Genomic DNA, 17,283 nt, shown 5'->3' with positions numbered 1-17,283 from the left:
CAGAAATTTACAAAACAGTTTGCAGTGCAGCCCTCATTCCGCCGGAAGAAATAAGGGAGAGTTTTTCGGTGACATCTTTTTCGAAGCCGGGTAGCCTGGTGAGATCGGCGCTCCAAAGGCTTTCGTCCCTGAGTACAGCATTGGCTATTTTCTCAGCACCGTACTTTTTCCAAAGGTCGCTCAGGTAGCCAGCTTTGTCATCCTGGATCAGGTATTCTTTTCCATTGGCGGTTCCATAGTACTCAGACCCTTTTGCTTCTGATTTCATAAAACAAATGGACGCTGCAAAACCAAGGGCGAAAAGTGAGGGTACGTCGCTCTTTTGCTCGTAGTGCTTTAACAGAATCGGCAGGTCTCGCATCTTTATTTTGGAAGAATACTGCAAGGTGATGCTGAGCCATTTGTGTTGGATAAATGGATTGCGAAACCGGTCAAGAACGGTTTGTCCGTAGCTTCTGGCTTCGTCTACCGAAAGTGATGGCCCGCTGATGGCTGGGGCCAATTCCTGCATCATGAGGGTTTCAATGAAGCCAGACAGTGCATTGTCTTTCATGCCTTCTTTCACCGTTTCGATGCCAGCGAGCACTCCTATGCCACTTGAAAGGGTGTGCGTTCCGTTGAGCAGTCGCAGCTTCAGCTCCCGGTATTTTGTAATATCTGGTGCAATCACTACGCCTTTGTCTGCTTTGGCAAAAGAAAGCACCTCGTTTACTTTTGGATCAGACGCTTCGATGGCCCACAAACTATAGGGTTCAGAAAGAATGGCCAGGTCATCAGCGTAGTCGAAATTGCGGTCAGTATCGGGAAGTTTTCCCGGCACTATTCTGTCGACAAGAGAACTACAGAAGTGGTTGGCTTCGGAAATCCACTTGATCAAAGCTGTGTCCAGCTGGTTTTGTTTTGCCAAAGTAAGCACGATGTCTTTCAGCTTTTGTCCATTGTCGACAATAAGTTCTGTGGGCACGATGACAAATCCTGGTAGGCCGGCAGTGTAGCGAGCCTGTAATATGGCCAGCAGCTTACCAGGAAATGATGTTGGAGGCTTGGCCGTGATTTTATCTCCGTCAAGTAAAGCAATTCCCACTTCGGTGGTGTTGGAAACAATGACCTCTATGTCGGGATTGACCGCACATTTCATGATTTCTTCCCACTCGCTTTTAGCGGAAAGCACCCGGCTGATACTGCTGTTGACAATTGTTTGGTCAACAGTTTTTCCTTCTTGAATGCCTCTGACTACATGGGTATATAGCCCGTCCTGCTCCTGGAATTCGTCGGCGCCTCCCCGGTCTGTCGACTTAATAACGACAACTCTACCGTTGAAAACCCCTTGTCTGTTGGCTTTATCGATGAAGTAGTCGATAAGTCCACGAAGCAGGATGCCTGTGCCAAACTGCAGCACTTTTTCCGGGAGGTTAAAGACGTTGGAGGGAGGCACAGCGGTTCCTTTCGGGAATTCAATTTCTTGAAGGGTTTGTTTGGTAAGTTTCATTGAAATCGGTTGGGAGGTCGAAACGGCCCCTAGTTACATAATTTTAGAGAAAGCTGAAAAACGGGTTTTATATCTCTACCATCGCTTTGATGACGCCTGTTTTTGGATCGAGCCAGGAGTCGAAAGTTTTCTTTACTTTATCAAAGGCGACCCGGTGTGTGATATAGGTACCCGGGTCGATGAGTTTGCTTTTCATGCAGGCCAGCACATGTTCAAAGTCTTCCCGGGTGGCATTGCGGCTGCTCATCAGGGTGCCTTCCCGTTTGTGAAACTCCGGATGACTAAATGTGATGTCTCCTTTTTGCAGACCAACGAGTATGTACCGGGCGCTGTGAGCCATGTAGCTAAAAGCTTTATTGATGGCAAAAAGGCTGCCAGTGGCATCGAAAACCACTGTTGGCATGCTACCGCCTGTGATGTCCTTTATGGTTTCGGCGGGGTTTCCTTCTGAAGGATTAACTGTAAGGGCCACAATGTTTTTTTCTTTGCAAAAGGCTAGTCGCTGGTCGTTGATATCCATTGCTATGACTTTGGCACCGGCTATTCTGGCAAACTCCATAATGCCCAACCCAATAGGCCCGGCACCAATCACGAGCGCAAATTCGCCCTTTCTTATTTGCGCACGTCTTACTGCGTGGGCCCCTATCGCCAGCGGCTCCACAAGAGCCAGTTCTTCTAAGGTATGATCGTTGCCATGCACCAAAGAATAAGAAGGGACAGAAAGGTACTCAGCCATGCCGCCGTCGATGTGCACACCACTTACTTTAAGGGTTTCGCAGCAGTTGGGCCTGCCAGAAGTGCAGGCAATGCAGGTGCCGCAGTTGAAGTAGGGGATGAAGGTAACTTGCTCGCCTTTTGAGAAGCCTGGAGCGTCTGTTTCGGCTATCTCAGCTGCTAGTTCGTGCCCCAGGATTCTCGGGTAATTGAAGTAGGGCTGTGTGCCTTCGTAGGCATGAAGATCAGTACCGCAGATGCCTATCCTTTTGATTTTCAGGATGGTGTTGCCCTTGGAAAAGGACGGTTCTGGAAGATCCTGATAATCGAATTGGCCGGGTGTAGTGCAAATAAGAGATTTCATCAGGAGTTGTTCTATTTCAGTTTAGAAGAGTTCATAGGGTTGTCAAATAGATGACGAGATAGATGGCGTTGTCCCTTACTTGATTGCATATCCTCACGAATTAAAGTGCTCTGTCGAGGTGAACGTAGCCGCCATCGACATGGATAAGTTGTCCGGTGGTGTGGCTCGATCTGTCAGAAAGCAGAAACGCAACTGTGTTGGCGATTTCTTCCGGTGTTGTCATTCGGTTTTCCAGCGGAATCCGGTCTGTTACTTTTTTCAGGTACTCTTTTGGGTTGGGCTGCTGGGCCACAAACCATTCGTACATGGGCGTCCAGCACTCAGACACCACCACGCCATTGACACGAATACCGTATTTCAGCAGCTCCACTGCCCACTCCCGGGTGAGGGCATTGCGCCCGCCATTGGCCGCTGCGTAGGCAGATGTGCCACCCTGTCCGGTTTCGGCGGTTTTCGACACGATGTTCACGATGGCACCTTTATTCGCTTTGAGGTAGGGCAGGGCATAATGAGCAATCATATAGTAGTGCACCACGTTTTTATGGATGCTTGCCATAAACTTTTCGTAGCTGCCATGCTCCAGGTTCACACTGTCGTTAACGCCAGCATTATTCACTAAGCCGTCAATCCGCCCAGCTTTTTCAAAAGCAAATTGCACGGCTTTTTCGCATTCTTCCGGGCTGGTCAATTGCGTCGAGCGCTGGTAAGCTTTCCCTCCTGACTTCTCTATGTCGGCCACCACCTTCAGGTTGTCTTGCTCATCAAGACTTATGACGACGGGAATGGCACCTTCTTCCGCCAGGGTTTTGGAAATGGCTTCACCTATGCCTCTTCCGCCGCCGGTGACGATGATTACTTTGTCTTTTAGGTGTAGATTCATAATGCTTTACTCACTCCAAATTATAAAACCTCGCAGCATTTCCGCCCCAAAAAGCTGCTTGCTCGCTCTTTGAAAAGCTGGAAAAATAATCGTCGACGAGATCAACCACCTGCGTGTAGTCGGCTGCACAAAGGCAAACGGGCCAGTCGGAGCCGAACATGAGGCGGTCCATTCCAAAGCCTTCAACCACCACATCAAGATAAGGCGTAAAGTCAGCCTTTTGCCAGTTTTTCCACTCAGCTTCGGTGACCATGCCAGATACCTTGCACATAACGTTGTTGAACTGGGCCAGTGCACTAATGTCCTTTTTCCATTCCTCAATCTTGCCTGCCTTGATGTAGGGCTTGGCAAGATGATCCAACACAAACGGCTGATCGGGAAACTCTTTGACTAGCTGGCAGGCATTTTTCAGGTGCTTTGGGAAAATGAGGATGTCATATGTGAATCCAAATTTCCTGAGCTTCCCGATCCCATTTCGAAAGGCCGGCCGCAACATAAAAGCGTCGTCGGCCTCTCCCTGCAGGATGTGCCGAAACCCTTTCAATTTTTTATGCTTGCTAAGCGAGGCGAGCTGCTGCTCAATGTCTTCAGCTTGTAAATCCACCCAGCCCACTACGCCCTTGATAAAATCGTTGGCTTGTGCGTTCGCCAGCTGAAATTCATTTTCCTGCTGGTTTTGATCGACTTGTACGAGCACACAGCTATCGATGCCGTGCGCATGAAGCACCGGCTCCAGGTCATCGGGCATAAAATCCCGCTGTATCACCTTCATGGAGCCGTTGATCCAGCCATGTCGGGCCGAATCGTACTTCCAAAAGTGCTGATGAGCATCAATTTTTGGCATCTTTGCAGGCAGTCAGGCCCTCCACGCAACTACCTTCTGCTTCGACACGCCCATGCCGTCGATGCCCAGCTCCATTACGTCGCCAGGCTTCAGGTAAATCGGCGGATTGAAACCTAGTCCAACACCTTTTGGTGTTCCTGTGGAAATAACATCACCTGGAAGCAAGGTCATGAACTGGCTCAGGTAAGAGATGAGGAATGGCACCTTAAAGATCAGGTCTGAGGTGGAGCCGTCCTGCATCATTTTTCCGTTAACGGACAGCCAAAGACGCACATTGTTTATGTCTTTTATTTCATCGGGAGTGACCACATAGGGTCCGAGGGGGGCAAATGTGTCGCAGCCCTTGCCTTTGTCCCAGGTGCCACCACGCTCCAGCTGGAACTCACGCTCCGACACGTCGTTGTGCAAACAATAGCCGGCCACGTGTTTCATGGCATCTGCTTCTGAAACGTAGCTTGCCTTCGCTCCAATGATGACGGCCAGTTCCACCTCCCAGTCAGTTTTTACCGAGTTTTTCGGAATCATTACCTCATCATTTGGTCCTACAAGTGATGTTGTAGACTTCATGAAAAGGATTGGCTCTTCGGGAATTTTGGCGCCAGATTCTTTAGCATGATCGGCATAATTGAGGCCTATGCAGACAATTTTGGAAGGCCGGGCAATGGGGCTGCCGAGCCTGGCACCAGCAGGCACTTTGTCAAGAGAGGATTTATTTCTTTCAACAAAGCCTTTTAGCCTTTCCAGGCCACCAGTTCCGAAGAATTTTTCGTCATAGTCCTCACCGAGGGGTGATACGTCAAAGTGCTGGCCGTCGATGGCTACACCTGGTTTTTCTTTGCCCGCCGGGCCGAATCTTAGTAGTTGCATGTATCTAGGTATTAAGTTTTATAAATCCGCCGTCAATTGGGTAATCAGTTCCGGTGATAAAGGAAGCCTCATCGGAACACAAATACAAGACCAGGTGGCCAACTTCATCGGGTGTGCCCATTCGGCCTATCGGCTGTGTTTTTGAAAGTTTGTCGAACATTTCCTGCTCTTTGCCCGGGTAGTTCTTCGCCAAAAACCCATCTACAAAAGGCGTGTGCACTCTGCCGGGAGAAACGCTGTTGCACCGGATATTGTCGGCAAGGTAATCTTTGGCAACAGACAATGTCATGGCATAGATAGCCCCCTTGCTGGTGGAATAGGCAAAACGATCAGCGATACCCATTTGCGCAGCCACGCTGGCCATATTGAGAATTACACCGCCCCCAAGCTTTTTCATGATTGGTATAGCCTCATGAATACAATTGTAGACGCCTTTTACATTCACATCCATCACCCGTTGGAAGTCATCTTCGCTGGTTGTGTCGGCTCTGCCAATGTGGGCAATGCCGGCATTGTTCACCAGGATATGGATGTCGCCGATGGTTGTAAAAAGCTTCCGTACTTCCGTTTGTTTACTAATATCGCAGATGTGAGCAGGCGCAGTAAGCCCTTCAGATTTTAGATCGGCGAGGGTGGCGTCGACATTGGCTTGGTTCACGTCAATGATTTGCACGTTAGCACCGGCTCTTGCAAAGGCAAAGACAGTTGCTTTTCCAATACCGCTGGCACCTCCTGTAATGACGGCCGTCTTATTTTTAAGATTATACATTCTTATTCAGTTGTTCAGTCAAAGAAAATATTTTATCCATTAAAAGCCACTTTTCGCCAGGTTTAGCTGTGGGCAGTGCCTGCTGGTATCTCCACATCAATTTTTCCCATTCCTGTACTTTCGGGTTTGTGGCATCCATTGCAGCCTTCTTCTCGAAGCTAAAAGTACTATTCGCTTTCATCACCATAAAGAGCCGGTTGCCTGAGCGGTATATTTCCATCTGCTCTATTCCACTTTCTTTGATGCTGTCCAAAATTTCCGGCCACACTTGCTGGTGATGCCTTTCATAGTCAGCTATGAGTTGTGGATCATCTTTCAGGTCAAGTGTCAGATAAAAAGTCTGCATTTTCAGTCGTTTACGAAAGTGCTTTATTTCTTTTCATTACTCTCAGGCAATATATGCCTACTAAAAGGAGGCAGAATAACGGTAAGATAAAAGAAAAGTTGACCTCAGGAATGGAGCCAAACAATTGCAAGTCATTTAATCCGGTTCCTCCCCAATCGATGATGCCTCCCTGAAGAGGTGGCATCAAAGCACCACCCACTATGGCCAGTATCAGTCCGGCTGACCCTAGTTTTGCCTCATCGCCCATGCCCCTGAGGGCAATGCCATAGATCGTTGGAAACATCAGCGACATGGCAAAGGAAACGCCTACCAGGCAGTACAAGCCTACCATGCCGTTAATAAGTATGGCGCCAATACAAAGCACAGACCCAAGCATAGCAAAAATGAGCATCAGTCTGGCTGAGTTGATGTAGCGAAATAGAAATGTGCATATCCAGCGGGCAGTCAAAAACAAGATGGTGGAAGCTACCACGTAAACTGTTGCATTCAACTGATCATCCATCGGCCGTGACTCATTCAAATTTGTCACGTACTGATAAATAAACGTCCACACCATGATTTGGCAGGCTACGTAGAAAAACTGAGCCAAAACGCCTTCGTAGTAGTCCTTGTTAGCGAATAGTTTTTTGAATGTCGTTCTTAAATCGAGCTTGTCCACATGCCTGGCGGGATCGTCAATTTTCACCACCATAAACAAAATCATGATAGCGAGGACCACGAAACCAAGCACTATATAAGGAGTGCTTACAATGGAGAGGTCATGCTCAATGATTTGCTGTTTCTGTTCTAAAGACAGTAATTCCGTGGGGGCATCGGCGCCAATTTTTGTATCAAGCCTGTCGACGACATAAATCCGTGCAATCACCTGCCCCGTAAGTGCGCCGATAGGGTTGAAAGCCTGTGACAGGTTCAACCGCTGCGTGGCTGTCTCTGCTGGCCCCAGTTCCAGGATCATTGGGTTGGCTGTGGTTTCAAGGAATGCCAGGCCAAACGTGAGGATATAGAATGATACTAAAAACAAGTTGTAGCTCACAAGCAGCGCCGACGGATACATGAGCAACGATCCCAGCATAAAAAGAAAGAGCCCGAGAATAATGCTCGATTTATAGCTGTACTTTCTAATGAACAGTGCTGCTGGGATGGCCATGGTGCCGTAGCCTCCGTAGAAGGCGAGTTGGACATAAGAGGCTTTTACATTGGAAATGTTTAGCACATTTTTAAACACCTCAACCATTGGGTTGGTAAGGTCGTTGGGGAAGCCCCACAGAAAGAATAGGGAAGTCACTAAGACAAACCCCAGGGTGTAGTTTTGCTTGCTCGACATAAAATAGGTAGGTGTTATAAAAATGGCAGCTAACTGATCTGCCTCTCTAACATACTAAGAAAAGCGCCTCTTTCGAAGCGCTTTTCCTGTATAAGTTCATAAAACAGGGCCGATGGCTAATTATCCTGTAAAGCTGGTCATGATATAGACCACAATGGCCAGCACTACCAGCGAGAAAACAATATCCCAGGCGTTGTAGCTGGCCCTGTTTTCGGTTTTTTGTTCAGCGCTCAAAGTGCTAAACGTAAGCCCTTTTATTTGTTCGGCTGATGGTGCGGCAGAAGTCATACTGACGACCAGACAGACCAAAATGGAGAACAAAAAGAACCACGATGAAAACGTAAGGAAGTTCACGTTTCCGAAGGCATACAAGAAGCTGTTAGGATTAAGCGAATCGCTTGCCAACTCCAGTGAGAGTCTGATAAAAACCACGGCCATACCAACGATAAGTGTAGTTAATGCGCCCCTCGAATTGATTCTTTTATGGAAAATGCCCAATAAGAACACAGCCGCAATTGGTGGCGCAATGTACGACTGTACCGATTGCAGGTATTCATACAATACACCCGAAATGTTCTGCATGATAGGAATCCAAAGGATGCCCAACACAACGACGATGCCAGTGGCTATCCGGCCTACTTTCAGCAGCTTGTCGTCTGGGGTTTCGGGCCTTAGCTTTTTGTAAATATCAACCGTGAAAAGCGTGGAACACGAATTAAACACTGAGGCAAGTGAACTCATCAGGGCGGCCAGCAAGCCTGCTGCCACAAGCCCTTTGAGGCCCACTGGCATCTTGGCCATCAACAACGTGGCAAAGGCCTGGTCAGGTGTGTCCCACGAAAGCTCGCCACGGTTTTTCAAGGCTAGTGCAACCACGCCCGGAATAAGAAACAGAAACACTGGAAGCAACTTTAATAACCCGCCGAAAATGGTGCCCCGGCGTCCTTCTTTGATGTTTTTGGCAGATAGCACTCTTTGCACAATGTACTGGTCGGTGCACCAGTACCAAATGCCGACAATGGTGCTGGAGAAAACCAGACTTGGCCACGGAAAGTCAGGATCGCTTGGTGGGCGCCACATGTTGAGGTAGCCTGGCTCCAGCGCTGACCGCATGCCATCCCAACCGCCAACGGCATCGAGACCAATGAACGTAAGTGTGCCTGCGCCAATAACAAGCACAATAGTTTGTAGCGCTTCGGTGTATACCACGGCCTTCATACCACCCAATACCGTGTAAATTCCAGTAAGAATAACTGTCATTAAAGCGCCAAACCAAAAGTCGATTTGCAGTAAGGAGGCGATCACAATTCCACCGGCATACACCGTTACGGAGACTTTTGTTAACACATAGGCTATTAATGAAAAGACGCTCAGGAACCAGCGTGTTCCCGGGCTGAACCTTTTTTCGAGAAACTCGGGCATGGTGAAAACACCACTGCGGATGTAGAAGGGAAGAAATACCCAGCCAAGCATGAGCACAATCCAGGCATGCAGCTCATAAATAAGCATAGGTATTTTGTCGCCTGCTCCGGTGCCGGCCAAACCGACCACATGCTCCGAACCGATGTTGGAAGCAAAAATGGAGGCGCCAACCACAAACCATCCAATGTTGCGGCCTGCAAGGAAGTAGTCTTCAGTAGTTTTTTGTTTTCGGGAAATGACCCAGGCGGCGAGGCCACCGATTACCACAAAATAGCCGACAATGACTATCCAGTCTAGCGTTTCAAAACTGTTCATAAGTAGGTTTAAGTAGAGTGTAACTGTTAAAATGCATTTTTTAATTATAAGTAGTGAGCGAAAGTAAAATTAAATGCTTAAAATGTGTATTGGAAAGCACTTTCCGATCAAAAGTTGGGGCCAGACTGGCTCTGATGCAACACCCTTGAGCATGTGAAACAACAAATAGTCAATGTTATGTCTTTGTTTAATTTTCTCAAGTATACTTTATCTAATAAGAATTATAACTAATTTGAGTTTTACTCCAACAACCAGTTTACAATTTAGTATATGGCGCTAACACCGTTATCGGGAACGCTGGGCAAGAAAAGGGCTGCACACCTACTGAGAAGGGCCTGTTTTGGTGCTACACTGACGCAGGTGGATGAATTTGCCAGTCTCACTGCGCAGGAAGCGATTGGCAGGTTATTTATGACTGATATTCCAGAGCCTCCTTTGCCGGTAGACCCTTTGACAGGGCAGGAGTGGGTGGTGTCAGGCACTACCGATGCCAATAGCGAAGGATTCGAACTTGAGCAGTACTTTTTAAGATGGCATATAGGCCAAATGCTTAGCGCAGGTATATCCAATGAGCAATCATTGGCCTATGCTTTCAGGGAACGATTGGTGGTTTTTATGCACACTCATTTTACCACAAAGAAATCGGTGGTGAATAGCAGTCGGGCACTTTATTTCCAGAATGCACTCTTTAGGTTTTACGCTTTTGACAAAGAAGATAGACTGGTGCCGGGCGACCCGGAGCTGGTTATTCCAGATCGGATATTGGTTAAAAGTTTCAAAGGACTTACGAAAAAGATTTGCCTTGATAATGCCATGCTGGTGTTTCTGGATGGCAGACTGAACGTAAAGGGCAGCCCTAATGAGAACTATGCCAGGGAATTGATGGAGCTGTACTCCATTGGGCGAGGCCTGGAGGGAACATTGCCAGAAGCGGAATTTCAGGGTGATTACATTAACTACACCGAGGAAGATGTGCAGCAGGCGGCAAGAGTGCTTTCTGGCTTTAACACCGACGACAGCTTTTTATCTGTCGATGTGGACACAAATTTGCCGAGAGGTGTAATAAAAGGCGGCGGCGGTAGCCATGACAACGGCATTAAGACTTTTAGTACCAGAATGGGGGGAGCCACCATTCAGCCCGACATAACTCTTCAGCCAAACGGGCAACCCAACGAGGAAAGCATGATCGACGAGGTAGACCAGCTGATTGAAATGATCTATGCCCAGCCGGAGACGGCAAGAAATATCGCCAGGAAGATTTATCGGTTCTTTATTTACCACGAAATAAACGCCGGGATTCAGAGCGGGGTCATTCAGGACATCGCCGATGTTTTTACGGCCAATGACTTTAAGCTACAGCCAACACTGGAGACACTTTTAACAAGCAGGGAGTTTTATGAAGCCGGCGATGGTGTTGACGACGACAGCTTTGGTGGTATCATCAAGTCACCTTTAGACATGGTGGTGGGTTTCATGCGCTCATTTGGTGTGCAAGCTCCTGACTATACAACTGACCTGGAAGGGTTTTACTCATTTACAGGATCTCTTTTAGGTAGCGTGGATGTGCAGGGAATGGACTACTACGAGCCGTTCGAGGTGGCTGGCTACTCTGCGTATCATCAGTTTCCTTTGTTCAACCGGGCTTGGATTACTACTAACTATCTGACCAATAGGTACAACTTTATCAGGCAACACCTTACCATGGAAACCCCCATGGAGCTTGGTGAGGTCAATGCACTTGAATTTGTGCAGACCCATATACCAAATGCTACAGCAGCCAATGCCAGGGCTTTGGTCATTGCGCTGGCTGGGTACTTTCTGCCGATGTCCGAAAACCTAACTTTTGATGCCAACGCAACCAATGAAATAACTGTAGAGCGCCTCAATTTCTTTATGAATGCTTTTCTTTTTAGCCCGCAGATCGACCCCGACCCCGAAGCCTCCTGGACTTTCAGGTGGCAAAATGGAGTGGATACGGAAGTGATTTCAAACCAGCTCACCAATCTGTTGAATGCCATGTTGCAGTCACCGGAGTATCAATTGATGTAATTATGAGGAGGAGAAATTTTATCAGGAAACTAGGTTTTGCAGCTGGAATGCCCATCGCATTTCAGGGTGTACCTATCAAATTGCTTGCTTCCTACGAACCTCTTCAAAGGCTGGCAGCGCAGAGCGACAACGACAGGGTGTTGATTATTTTGCAAATGAACGGCGGCAACGACGGGCTCAACACTTTTATACCCATAGAGCAATACGACCAATACTACAGCCGGAGAGCCAATATTGCTATACCTAACAAAGTTGGCAACCGTACGCTTATTCCTCTCGACAGCACGCTACTGTCTGCAGACCAGGTGGGGCTCCATCCAGACATGCTGGACTTTAAGTATATGTACGATGTTGGGAAGGCTGCCATGTTTCAGGGGGTGTCCTACAAAAATAACAACGGGTCTCACTTCCGTGGCACCGACATCTGGATGATGGGTGGCACATCCGACGATTACTTTAATTCAGGTTGGGCAGGACGTTATCTCACCAGCCTGTATGCCCCGCAGAAGTATCCGGAGGATTTCCCGAATGCAGCAATGCCAGACCCTTTGGCGCTTGAAATGGGCAATGATGTATCCTTGCTTTTTCACCAGGACGGCAACATTCCAACATCCATTGGTCTAGGAGGAAGTCCTACCGGATTAGCAAACCTTGTAGATCAACTTTCAGGCTTTGAGGATCAGGGAATAGACCCAAGGGGTATTCCTCCTGAGTTCCTGAGAACTTCGCCCTACGGAAAGGAAATGGATTGGATACTCAGCCTTGAAGATAAATCAGAAACCTATATTAAGCGACTGCTGCAGATTTACGAGAGTGCATCGGCAACAAGCGTTACCTACCCGGAAAGGTATCCCTTCAATGCACCTGGCGGCAGCAAGAGAAACCCGTTGAGCGGGCAATTTCAGCTCATAGCCAGGCTACTTGGTGGTGGGTTGAAAACAAAGGTGTTTCTCGTGAAAATTGGTGGCTTTGACAGCCATGCCAATCAGGTGGAGGACTATGACTCGACCATGGGAGTGCACGGAGCCTTGCTTTACCATATTACCTCAGCCATCAGGGCTTTTCAGCGAGACCTGCTTTCCCGGGGCATTGAGGATAAAGTACTGACAGTAACACTTTCAGAGTTTGGCAGGAGGATAGGCTCAAATGGCAGTTACGGAACCGACCATGGTACAGGCGGGCCGGTAATGATGTTTGGCAGCGGGGTGAAACCGGGTGTTTATGGTACAAACCCGGATCTGACAAAGAGCAATGTGGAAATGCAGCATGACTTCAGGCAGATTTATGCCAATATCCTGCATGAATGGATGGGTGTTGACAAGAGTGTTGTAGCAAACGATATCTTTTTTGAAGACCTAATAGAAGGGCCAAAGGAAACAGGTGGAAATTACGAGCCGATGGACCTTATCAAAGACGTGATTCTTGGCACGCAACAGAATCTTTCTGTTAACTTTAAAATTGAGAGTGTTTATCCCAATCCGGCATCTGATGTAGTGAACCTGAAAGTGAAAGTGAACGATGTGCAGGAGGCGGCTTTCAAAGTTATCGATGAAACTGGTGCCACAGTGCTGGCTTTCACGCAGCGTTTGGTACCAGGGTCTCAGGAAATAGAAGTGCAATTGCCCAAGCTGTCGCCCGGTGTGTATCTTATAAAAGTTAATTCTGAAAAATTGAATGATGCAAAAAGACTCATTATCAATTAGGCGGCTGTTGTTGCCTGGGCTGCTACTGTTTGTTATGGCAGTGGCCGAGGCACAACCCGTGAAAAAGCCGAAGCCTAATAAACCCAAGTATGGGTTTCTTGATACACAGTTCTGGCTGGGTGTTAAGTTTGGAACCAACTTTGCCAATCCCATGGCGCAGTCGCAGCTTTCTGGTTTTAGCCCGATCGACTACCCGTCGGATAGGCTGACGAAGACTTATGAAAGCTACGCATTACCAGGTGGCCAGGCAGGCATTGAGATGACTTTTTATCACCGGGGCTTTTCTGTTGGGCTTCATCCTATGTATCAAAGAAGCCGGTACAGGTATACGAATAGTCTTGAATGGAATGGAGAGCAGGAGTCAGAAAGATTTGCCACTATCTATGAGTCGGAGCAAAGGGTCGATGTGATCAACGTGCCGATTTTTGTTAAGTATGACCTGATCCAGAATGGAAAGCTACGGCCGTTCGTGCTTGGTGGAGGCTTCTACTCGTTCCTTGTAGGTGCTGAGCGTCAGGTAAAGATTACGCAGACAGACTATTCGTTCGGGGCACCGCAAACTATCGATGGTGGTACGCTTAATCTAGGAGTGAAAGATGCTTTTCAAAACTACTACGGCTGGGTGGCTGGTGGTGGTGCCAGCTTTGACTACTGGAACATTCGCACAGTGATCGAGATCACCTACAACCAATCGCTTAATAGCGTGACCCGGGAGGGTACCAGCCAAAATGAGCTGTCGTCACTGGGCGACCAGAATGATGATGTCCATTTGAGTCATATTGTAGGCAGCGTGAGCTTTGTATTCCCGCTCCGCTTTATCGACAAACAATTCCAGGCCCTTTGATTATGAAGAAACTATACTACTTAATTGCCCTGCTGGTATTGCTTGGTTGCAAAAAGGATGATGAGGTTCCGGTTACTTCTTTTACCCGGATTTACGATCATAGCAACTATAATGTTGACTACAGGCCGCTTGACGTGGAAGAGGGCACGGACAGCTATGTGATCCTTGCTACCACAACGCTGGACCGAACTCAGTTTCCAGGCATTCAGCTGGTGCAGGTTGACAAAGAAGGGGAGTTTGAGAGCAGCTACGAGTTTTCAGAAAACACCATTGCTCCCACTTCCGACCTGATGAAGGTCGATACTTTCTTCTATTTCTTCGCCATGGATCCGGTAAGCCTTCAGGCCAGTCTGGTTTCCTTTACTCCGGGTTTCGGAAACATTACCGCTACACCATTGAATGGTTTGCTTTATCCGCTGGCGGGCTCATTAACATCCGACAATCAGTTTTTGCTGTTGAGCTACAATCCTGATGATAAGCTATCGGTAATTTCAAAAGTCGACAGAACCGGAAGTGTTGGCTCAACCGCAGCCTATACTATTGGCCCCGGCAGTGATGTGGAAGAAGCCATTATTAATCATTATACACAACCGGATGATAAATCGTTGTCCTTTTTCTGTGGCGAGGTATCCGGTTCACTCGTTTATTTCAATGGCTTTTTTAATTACAGCATGTCGCTGGTTTTCTCCAATTTCTCCGGCGACCCTGCCGGAGTGGTACAGGGGCAGTTTACCGACGCTGGCATTAGAAGTGTGCTGCCAATAAATGGAAGTACGTTTGCCATTTCGGGCTACCAGTTTGACGATAACTTCATTTATCCATCGGTAACGCTTGCCACCAGCGGGCTTTCGTCTAGTGTTGATTTGTACACCAGCAATGCGGCGGAATGGAGACCGCATACGCCGGTTGTGCTCAAAAGCTACACACTGAATGAAATTGAATACATCGTCTATGCCGCAGAAACCAAGAGCAGACAAGTAGCGCTGTACATGTACGAGAAGAATTCCGGCAACTTTGCTGGCCTTGCCCACATTGGTTATGCCAATCCGTTTACCCTGTCTTCATTAACTGTTGATGATGAAAATCATTTGGTGGTGCTGGGTACGACGTACGTTGCCGGACGTTTCAGAAGAATATTTGTTGAGAAGATTTCTGAGACTGATATGGAGAAGAGGGTGCTGAAGACGGAGGAGTAACTCTCTGGAGAGCACAAAAAAAGCCTTACCTGATCGCTCGGGTAAGGCTTTTTATTTGTGCGTTAATTTTACTTTGACAGCGTGAAATCCGGCATTTTAATTGGCTGGCCGCCCTTCATGGCAGATTCGTGCGCCAAAATACCCACACAAGTGATATTGGCTGACTGACGGGCATTTGGATACGGCTCTCTTTTCTCCTGCAAGGCATTGACAAATTCGTTGACCAGATGGGGATGAGAACCTCCATGACCAGAGCCTTGTATAAAGGATAGGTGCTGGTTGTCGTCGGAGTCGTAGACGCCAGCAGTGGTGAACGACTGGATTTCTTTCGGGAGCAAATGTGCGTAGTCAGGTATAGTCACTTTCTCAGGTGACTCACCGGTGTGGATCACGCTTGGTTCGTGCTCGATCAAAGTCCATTCGAATGACTTTTTGGAGCCATACACGTCGAAGCTCTCACGATACTGACGGGCAGTGTTGAACAGAGAACGGGTGATTTCAGCTGCCAGGTCTGAGTCTTTGAACTTGATGTGGCAGGTCTCTATGGCGAACGGAGAGTTGTAGACAGGTATCAACTTTTCGTCGATACGGCCTGAGCCCAGGCACGACACCTGCTCAGCCTCGCCTTTGGTCAGCGCTAGTACTGGGCCCACGCAGTGGGTGGCGTAGTACATGGGAGGCAAACCTTCCCAGTAGCCAGGCCAGCCAGCCATTTCCTGCTGGTGAGAGGCTCTAAGGAACTGGATGCGGCCCATTTCACCTTTCTCGTACATTTCTTTCACAAACAGAAATTCACGGCTGTAGATCACCGTTTCCATCATCATATAGGTGAGGCCGGTTGCCTTTACCAGCTCCACAATCTGGCGACATTCGTCCACGGTGGTGGCCATTGGCACGGTGCAGGCTACATGCTTGCCAGCTTTGAGTGCCGCAATTGACTGCTTTGCATGGTCTGGAATGGGCGTGTTGATGTGCACTGCGTCAACGTTTGGATCTTTCAGCAGCTCGTTGTAGTCGGTGTAGCGCTTTTCGATGCCGAAGGCATCGCCGATTTCATTCAGCTTTTCTTTGTTGCGCTGACAAATGGCATACATGTTGGCGCCTGGCAGCTTTTGATAGATGGGGATGAATTCGGCTCCGAAGCCGAGTCCTATGATTGCGATGTTGATGGGTTTATTTGCCATAGTAGTTAGGGTAAAATATGCTATTAAAATTTTGTAAGATTTCGAGATGCCTGCCTTCCCGGCTTGGAAAGACAGGCATGACGCTCCGAAAATGTTTAGTGGAATAAAAGATAATTATTTTGCCCATTGCTTTAAGAATCTTAGACCTTCTTCCGCAAAGATATCTTGTGTAGGAGCGAACGGCTTCCAAATGCAAACGGCACCCGCCAGTTCCTGCACATTGGGAGTGAAGCTTTCTATCGAAATCACACCATTGTAGCCAACAGCTTCAAGTCCAGTTTTCAAATCATTCCAATTGGTCATGCCAGTACCCGGAATGCCTCTGTGGTTTTCTGAAACCTGCACGTGAATGAGCTTATCACCGACCGTTTTCACTGCATCGGCCAGGTTCTTCTCTTCTATCGTCATATGGAAGCTGTCGATCAATACCCTCGCCGCCGGATGATTGATGTCGTTGATCAGCTTCATCAGGTCCTCCGAATTATTGATGAGGTCGGTTTCGAAACGGTTCAGTGCCTCCAATGCTATTGACAACCCTCGTTTCTGAGCACTCTCGCACACCTTTCTCAGGTTAGTAACCGCCAGATCCCACTCTTTTTTTCTTTGTTCGGGAGGTACAAGTCGTGCTTTCCCAACTGCTGAATACATAGGCCCGGCTACGAACTTAGCTCCTACGGCTTCGCAGATGTCGAAGCATTGCTCAATGTAGTTGAAGCAGTTTTTATGGATGGCCGGGTCTTCATTGGTTAAGTCCCTTGTTGGCCCGAAGGCTCCACAAATGATGGGCTTGATGTCATTGTCCTTGAGGGCACGGTTCAATATGCCGGTATCAATCAACGCAGGATCTTCCACGGCTATTTCTACCGCATCGAAACCTATTTTTCGGATTTTCGAAAAGAGCGAAACAGAATCGGAGCTGAAAGGACTCGTCCAAAGCCAGGTGCTTGCTGCAAATTGTACATTCATTAGCCTT

General features: G+C 48.0%; 15 protein-coding genes. 4 read left to right on the top strand and 11 right to left on the bottom strand.

The features are described from left to right. Nucleotides 1–7: 7 nt before the first annotated feature. The 9 genes from RT717_RS20240 to RT717_RS20200 form a co-directional block, all read right to left on the bottom strand. A complete protein-coding gene (locus tag RT717_RS20240) occupies nt 8–1,489 on the bottom strand; it encodes a tagaturonate reductase (RefSeq protein WP_317488174.1) in 1,482 nt (493 codons plus the stop codon). A 67-nt stretch (nt 1,490–1,556) separates the two neighbouring features. Further along, on the bottom strand, nt 1,557–2,567 hold the full coding sequence (locus RT717_RS20235; RefSeq protein ID WP_317488173.1) for a zinc-binding alcohol dehydrogenase family protein: 1,011 nt from the start codon (nt 2,565–2,567) through the stop codon (nt 1,557–1,559). 100 nt (nt 2,568–2,667) lie between these two features. After that, a complete protein-coding gene (locus RT717_RS20230; RefSeq protein WP_317488172.1) occupies nt 2,668–3,447 on the bottom strand; it encodes an L-fucose dehydrogenase in 780 nt (259 codons plus the stop codon). Nucleotides 3,448–3,457: 10 nt separating this feature from the next. After that, nucleotides 3,458–4,291 (bottom strand): amidohydrolase family protein, encoded by an 834-nt coding sequence (locus RT717_RS20225; protein WP_317488171.1) that lies wholly within the window; start codon nt 4,289–4,291, stop codon nt 3,458–3,460. A 12-nt stretch (nt 4,292–4,303) separates the two neighbouring features. Continuing rightward, nucleotides 4,304–5,158 (bottom strand): fumarylacetoacetate hydrolase family protein, encoded by an 855-nt coding sequence (locus RT717_RS20220; protein ID WP_317488170.1) that lies wholly within the window; start codon nt 5,156–5,158, stop codon nt 4,304–4,306. Between the two features lie 4 nt (nt 5,159–5,162). After that, on the bottom strand, nt 5,163–5,927 hold the full coding sequence (locus RT717_RS20215) for an SDR family NAD(P)-dependent oxidoreductase (protein ID WP_317488169.1): 765 nt from the start codon (nt 5,925–5,927) through the stop codon (nt 5,163–5,165). After that, complete coding sequence (locus RT717_RS20210; protein ID WP_317488168.1) at nt 5,920–6,273, bottom strand: L-rhamnose mutarotase; 354 nt, start codon at nt 6,271–6,273, stop codon at nt 5,920–5,922. The genes RT717_RS20215 and RT717_RS20210 overlap by 8 nt, the downstream gene beginning before the upstream one ends. Nucleotides 6,274–6,283: 10 nt before the next feature. After that, entirely contained in the window at nt 6,284–7,597 is a 1,314-nt protein-coding gene (fucP, locus tag RT717_RS20205) for an L-fucose:H+ symporter permease (protein WP_317488167.1), read from the bottom strand. Between the two features lie 120 nt (nt 7,598–7,717). Beyond that, nucleotides 7,718–9,334, bottom strand: coding sequence for a sodium:solute symporter (locus RT717_RS20200; RefSeq protein WP_317488166.1), 1,617 nt, complete (start codon nt 9,332–9,334; stop codon nt 7,718–7,720). Between the two features lie 270 nt (nt 9,335–9,604). On the opposite strand from RT717_RS20200, the gene RT717_RS20195 reads away from it, so the two are divergent. From RT717_RS20195 to RT717_RS20180, 4 genes are read left to right on the top strand one after another with little or no spacing between them, the layout of a single operon-like run. Beyond that, complete coding sequence (locus RT717_RS20195) at nt 9,605–11,383, top strand: DUF1800 domain-containing protein (protein WP_317488165.1); 1,779 nt, start codon at nt 9,605–9,607, stop codon at nt 11,381–11,383. Nucleotides 11,384–11,385: 2 nt separating this feature from the next. After that, nucleotides 11,386–13,086, top strand: a complete 1,701-nt coding sequence (locus tag RT717_RS20190) for a DUF1501 domain-containing protein (protein ID WP_317488164.1) — start codon at nt 11,386–11,388, stop codon at nt 13,084–13,086. Beyond that, nucleotides 13,058–13,930 carry an outer membrane beta-barrel protein gene (locus RT717_RS20185; RefSeq protein ID WP_317488163.1) on the top strand — a complete coding sequence of 291 codons (873 nt, stop codon included), beginning with the start codon at nt 13,058–13,060 and terminating at the stop codon, nt 13,928–13,930. Before RT717_RS20190 ends, RT717_RS20185 begins: the two co-directional genes overlap by 29 nt. Nucleotides 13,931–13,932: 2 nt before the next feature. Next, complete coding sequence (locus RT717_RS20180; protein WP_317488162.1) at nt 13,933–15,126, top strand: hypothetical protein; 1,194 nt, start codon at nt 13,933–13,935, stop codon at nt 15,124–15,126. Nucleotides 15,127–15,194: 68 nt separating this feature from the next. On the opposite strand, the gene RT717_RS20175 is transcribed toward RT717_RS20180, so the two are convergent. Both RT717_RS20175 and RT717_RS20170 read right to left on the bottom strand, forming a co-directional pair. After that, nucleotides 15,195–16,310, bottom strand: a complete 1,116-nt coding sequence (locus RT717_RS20175) for a Gfo/Idh/MocA family oxidoreductase (RefSeq protein ID WP_317488161.1) — start codon at nt 16,308–16,310, stop codon at nt 15,195–15,197. A 114-nt stretch (nt 16,311–16,424) separates the two neighbouring features. Continuing rightward, the gene (locus RT717_RS20170) at nt 16,425–17,276 is read right to left on the bottom strand and encodes a sugar phosphate isomerase/epimerase family protein (RefSeq protein ID WP_317488160.1); all 852 of its coding nucleotides are present in this window, start codon (nt 17,274–17,276) and stop codon (nt 16,425–16,427) included. Between the last annotated feature and the right edge of the window lie 7 nt (nt 17,277–17,283).

This window comes from Imperialibacter roseus (assembly GCF_032999765.1).
GTDB lineage: Bacteria > Bacteroidota > Bacteroidia > Cytophagales > Cyclobacteriaceae > Imperialibacter > Imperialibacter roseus.
The sequence above is the reverse complement of the archived record's forward strand: the minus strand, read 5'-3'. Positions and strand labels throughout refer to the sequence as shown.

Coding starts and splice junctions, on each gene's coding strand:
- RT717_RS20240 (WP_317488174.1), bottom strand. CDS start 1,489: ATGAAACTTACCAAACAAACCCTTCAAGAAATTGAATTCCCGAAAGGA.
- RT717_RS20235 (WP_317488173.1), bottom strand. CDS start 2,567: ATGAAATCTCTTATTTGCACTACACCCGGCCAATTCGATTATCAGGAT.
- RT717_RS20230 (WP_317488172.1), bottom strand. CDS start 3,447: ATGAATCTACACCTAAAAGACAAAGTAATCATCGTCACCGGCGGCGGA.
- RT717_RS20225 (WP_317488171.1), bottom strand. CDS start 4,291: ATGCCAAAAATTGATGCTCATCAGCACTTTTGGAAGTACGATTCGGCC.
- RT717_RS20220 (WP_317488170.1), bottom strand. CDS start 5,158: ATGCAACTACTAAGATTCGGCCCGGCGGGCAAAGAAAAACCAGGTGTA.
- RT717_RS20215 (WP_317488169.1), bottom strand. CDS start 5,927: ATGTATAATCTTAAAAATAAGACGGCCGTCATTACAGGAGGTGCCAGC.
- RT717_RS20210 (WP_317488168.1), bottom strand. CDS start 6,273: ATGCAGACTTTTTATCTGACACTTGACCTGAAAGATGATCCACAACTC.
- fucP (WP_317488167.1), bottom strand. CDS start 7,597: ATGTCGAGCAAGCAAAACTACACCCTGGGGTTTGTCTTAGTGACTTCC.
- RT717_RS20200 (WP_317488166.1), bottom strand. CDS start 9,334: ATGAACAGTTTTGAAACGCTAGACTGGATAGTCATTGTCGGCTATTTT.
- RT717_RS20195 (WP_317488165.1), top strand. CDS start 9,605: ATGGCGCTAACACCGTTATCGGGAACGCTGGGCAAGAAAAGGGCTGCA.
- RT717_RS20190 (WP_317488164.1), top strand. CDS start 11,386: ATGAGGAGGAGAAATTTTATCAGGAAACTAGGTTTTGCAGCTGGAATG.
- RT717_RS20185 (WP_317488163.1), top strand. CDS start 13,058: ATGATGCAAAAAGACTCATTATCAATTAGGCGGCTGTTGTTGCCTGGG.
- RT717_RS20180 (WP_317488162.1), top strand. CDS start 13,933: ATGAAGAAACTATACTACTTAATTGCCCTGCTGGTATTGCTTGGTTGC.
- RT717_RS20175 (WP_317488161.1), bottom strand. CDS start 16,310: ATGGCAAATAAACCCATCAACATCGCAATCATAGGACTCGGCTTCGGA.
- RT717_RS20170 (WP_317488160.1), bottom strand. CDS start 17,276: ATGAATGTACAATTTGCAGCAAGCACCTGGCTTTGGACGAGTCCTTTC.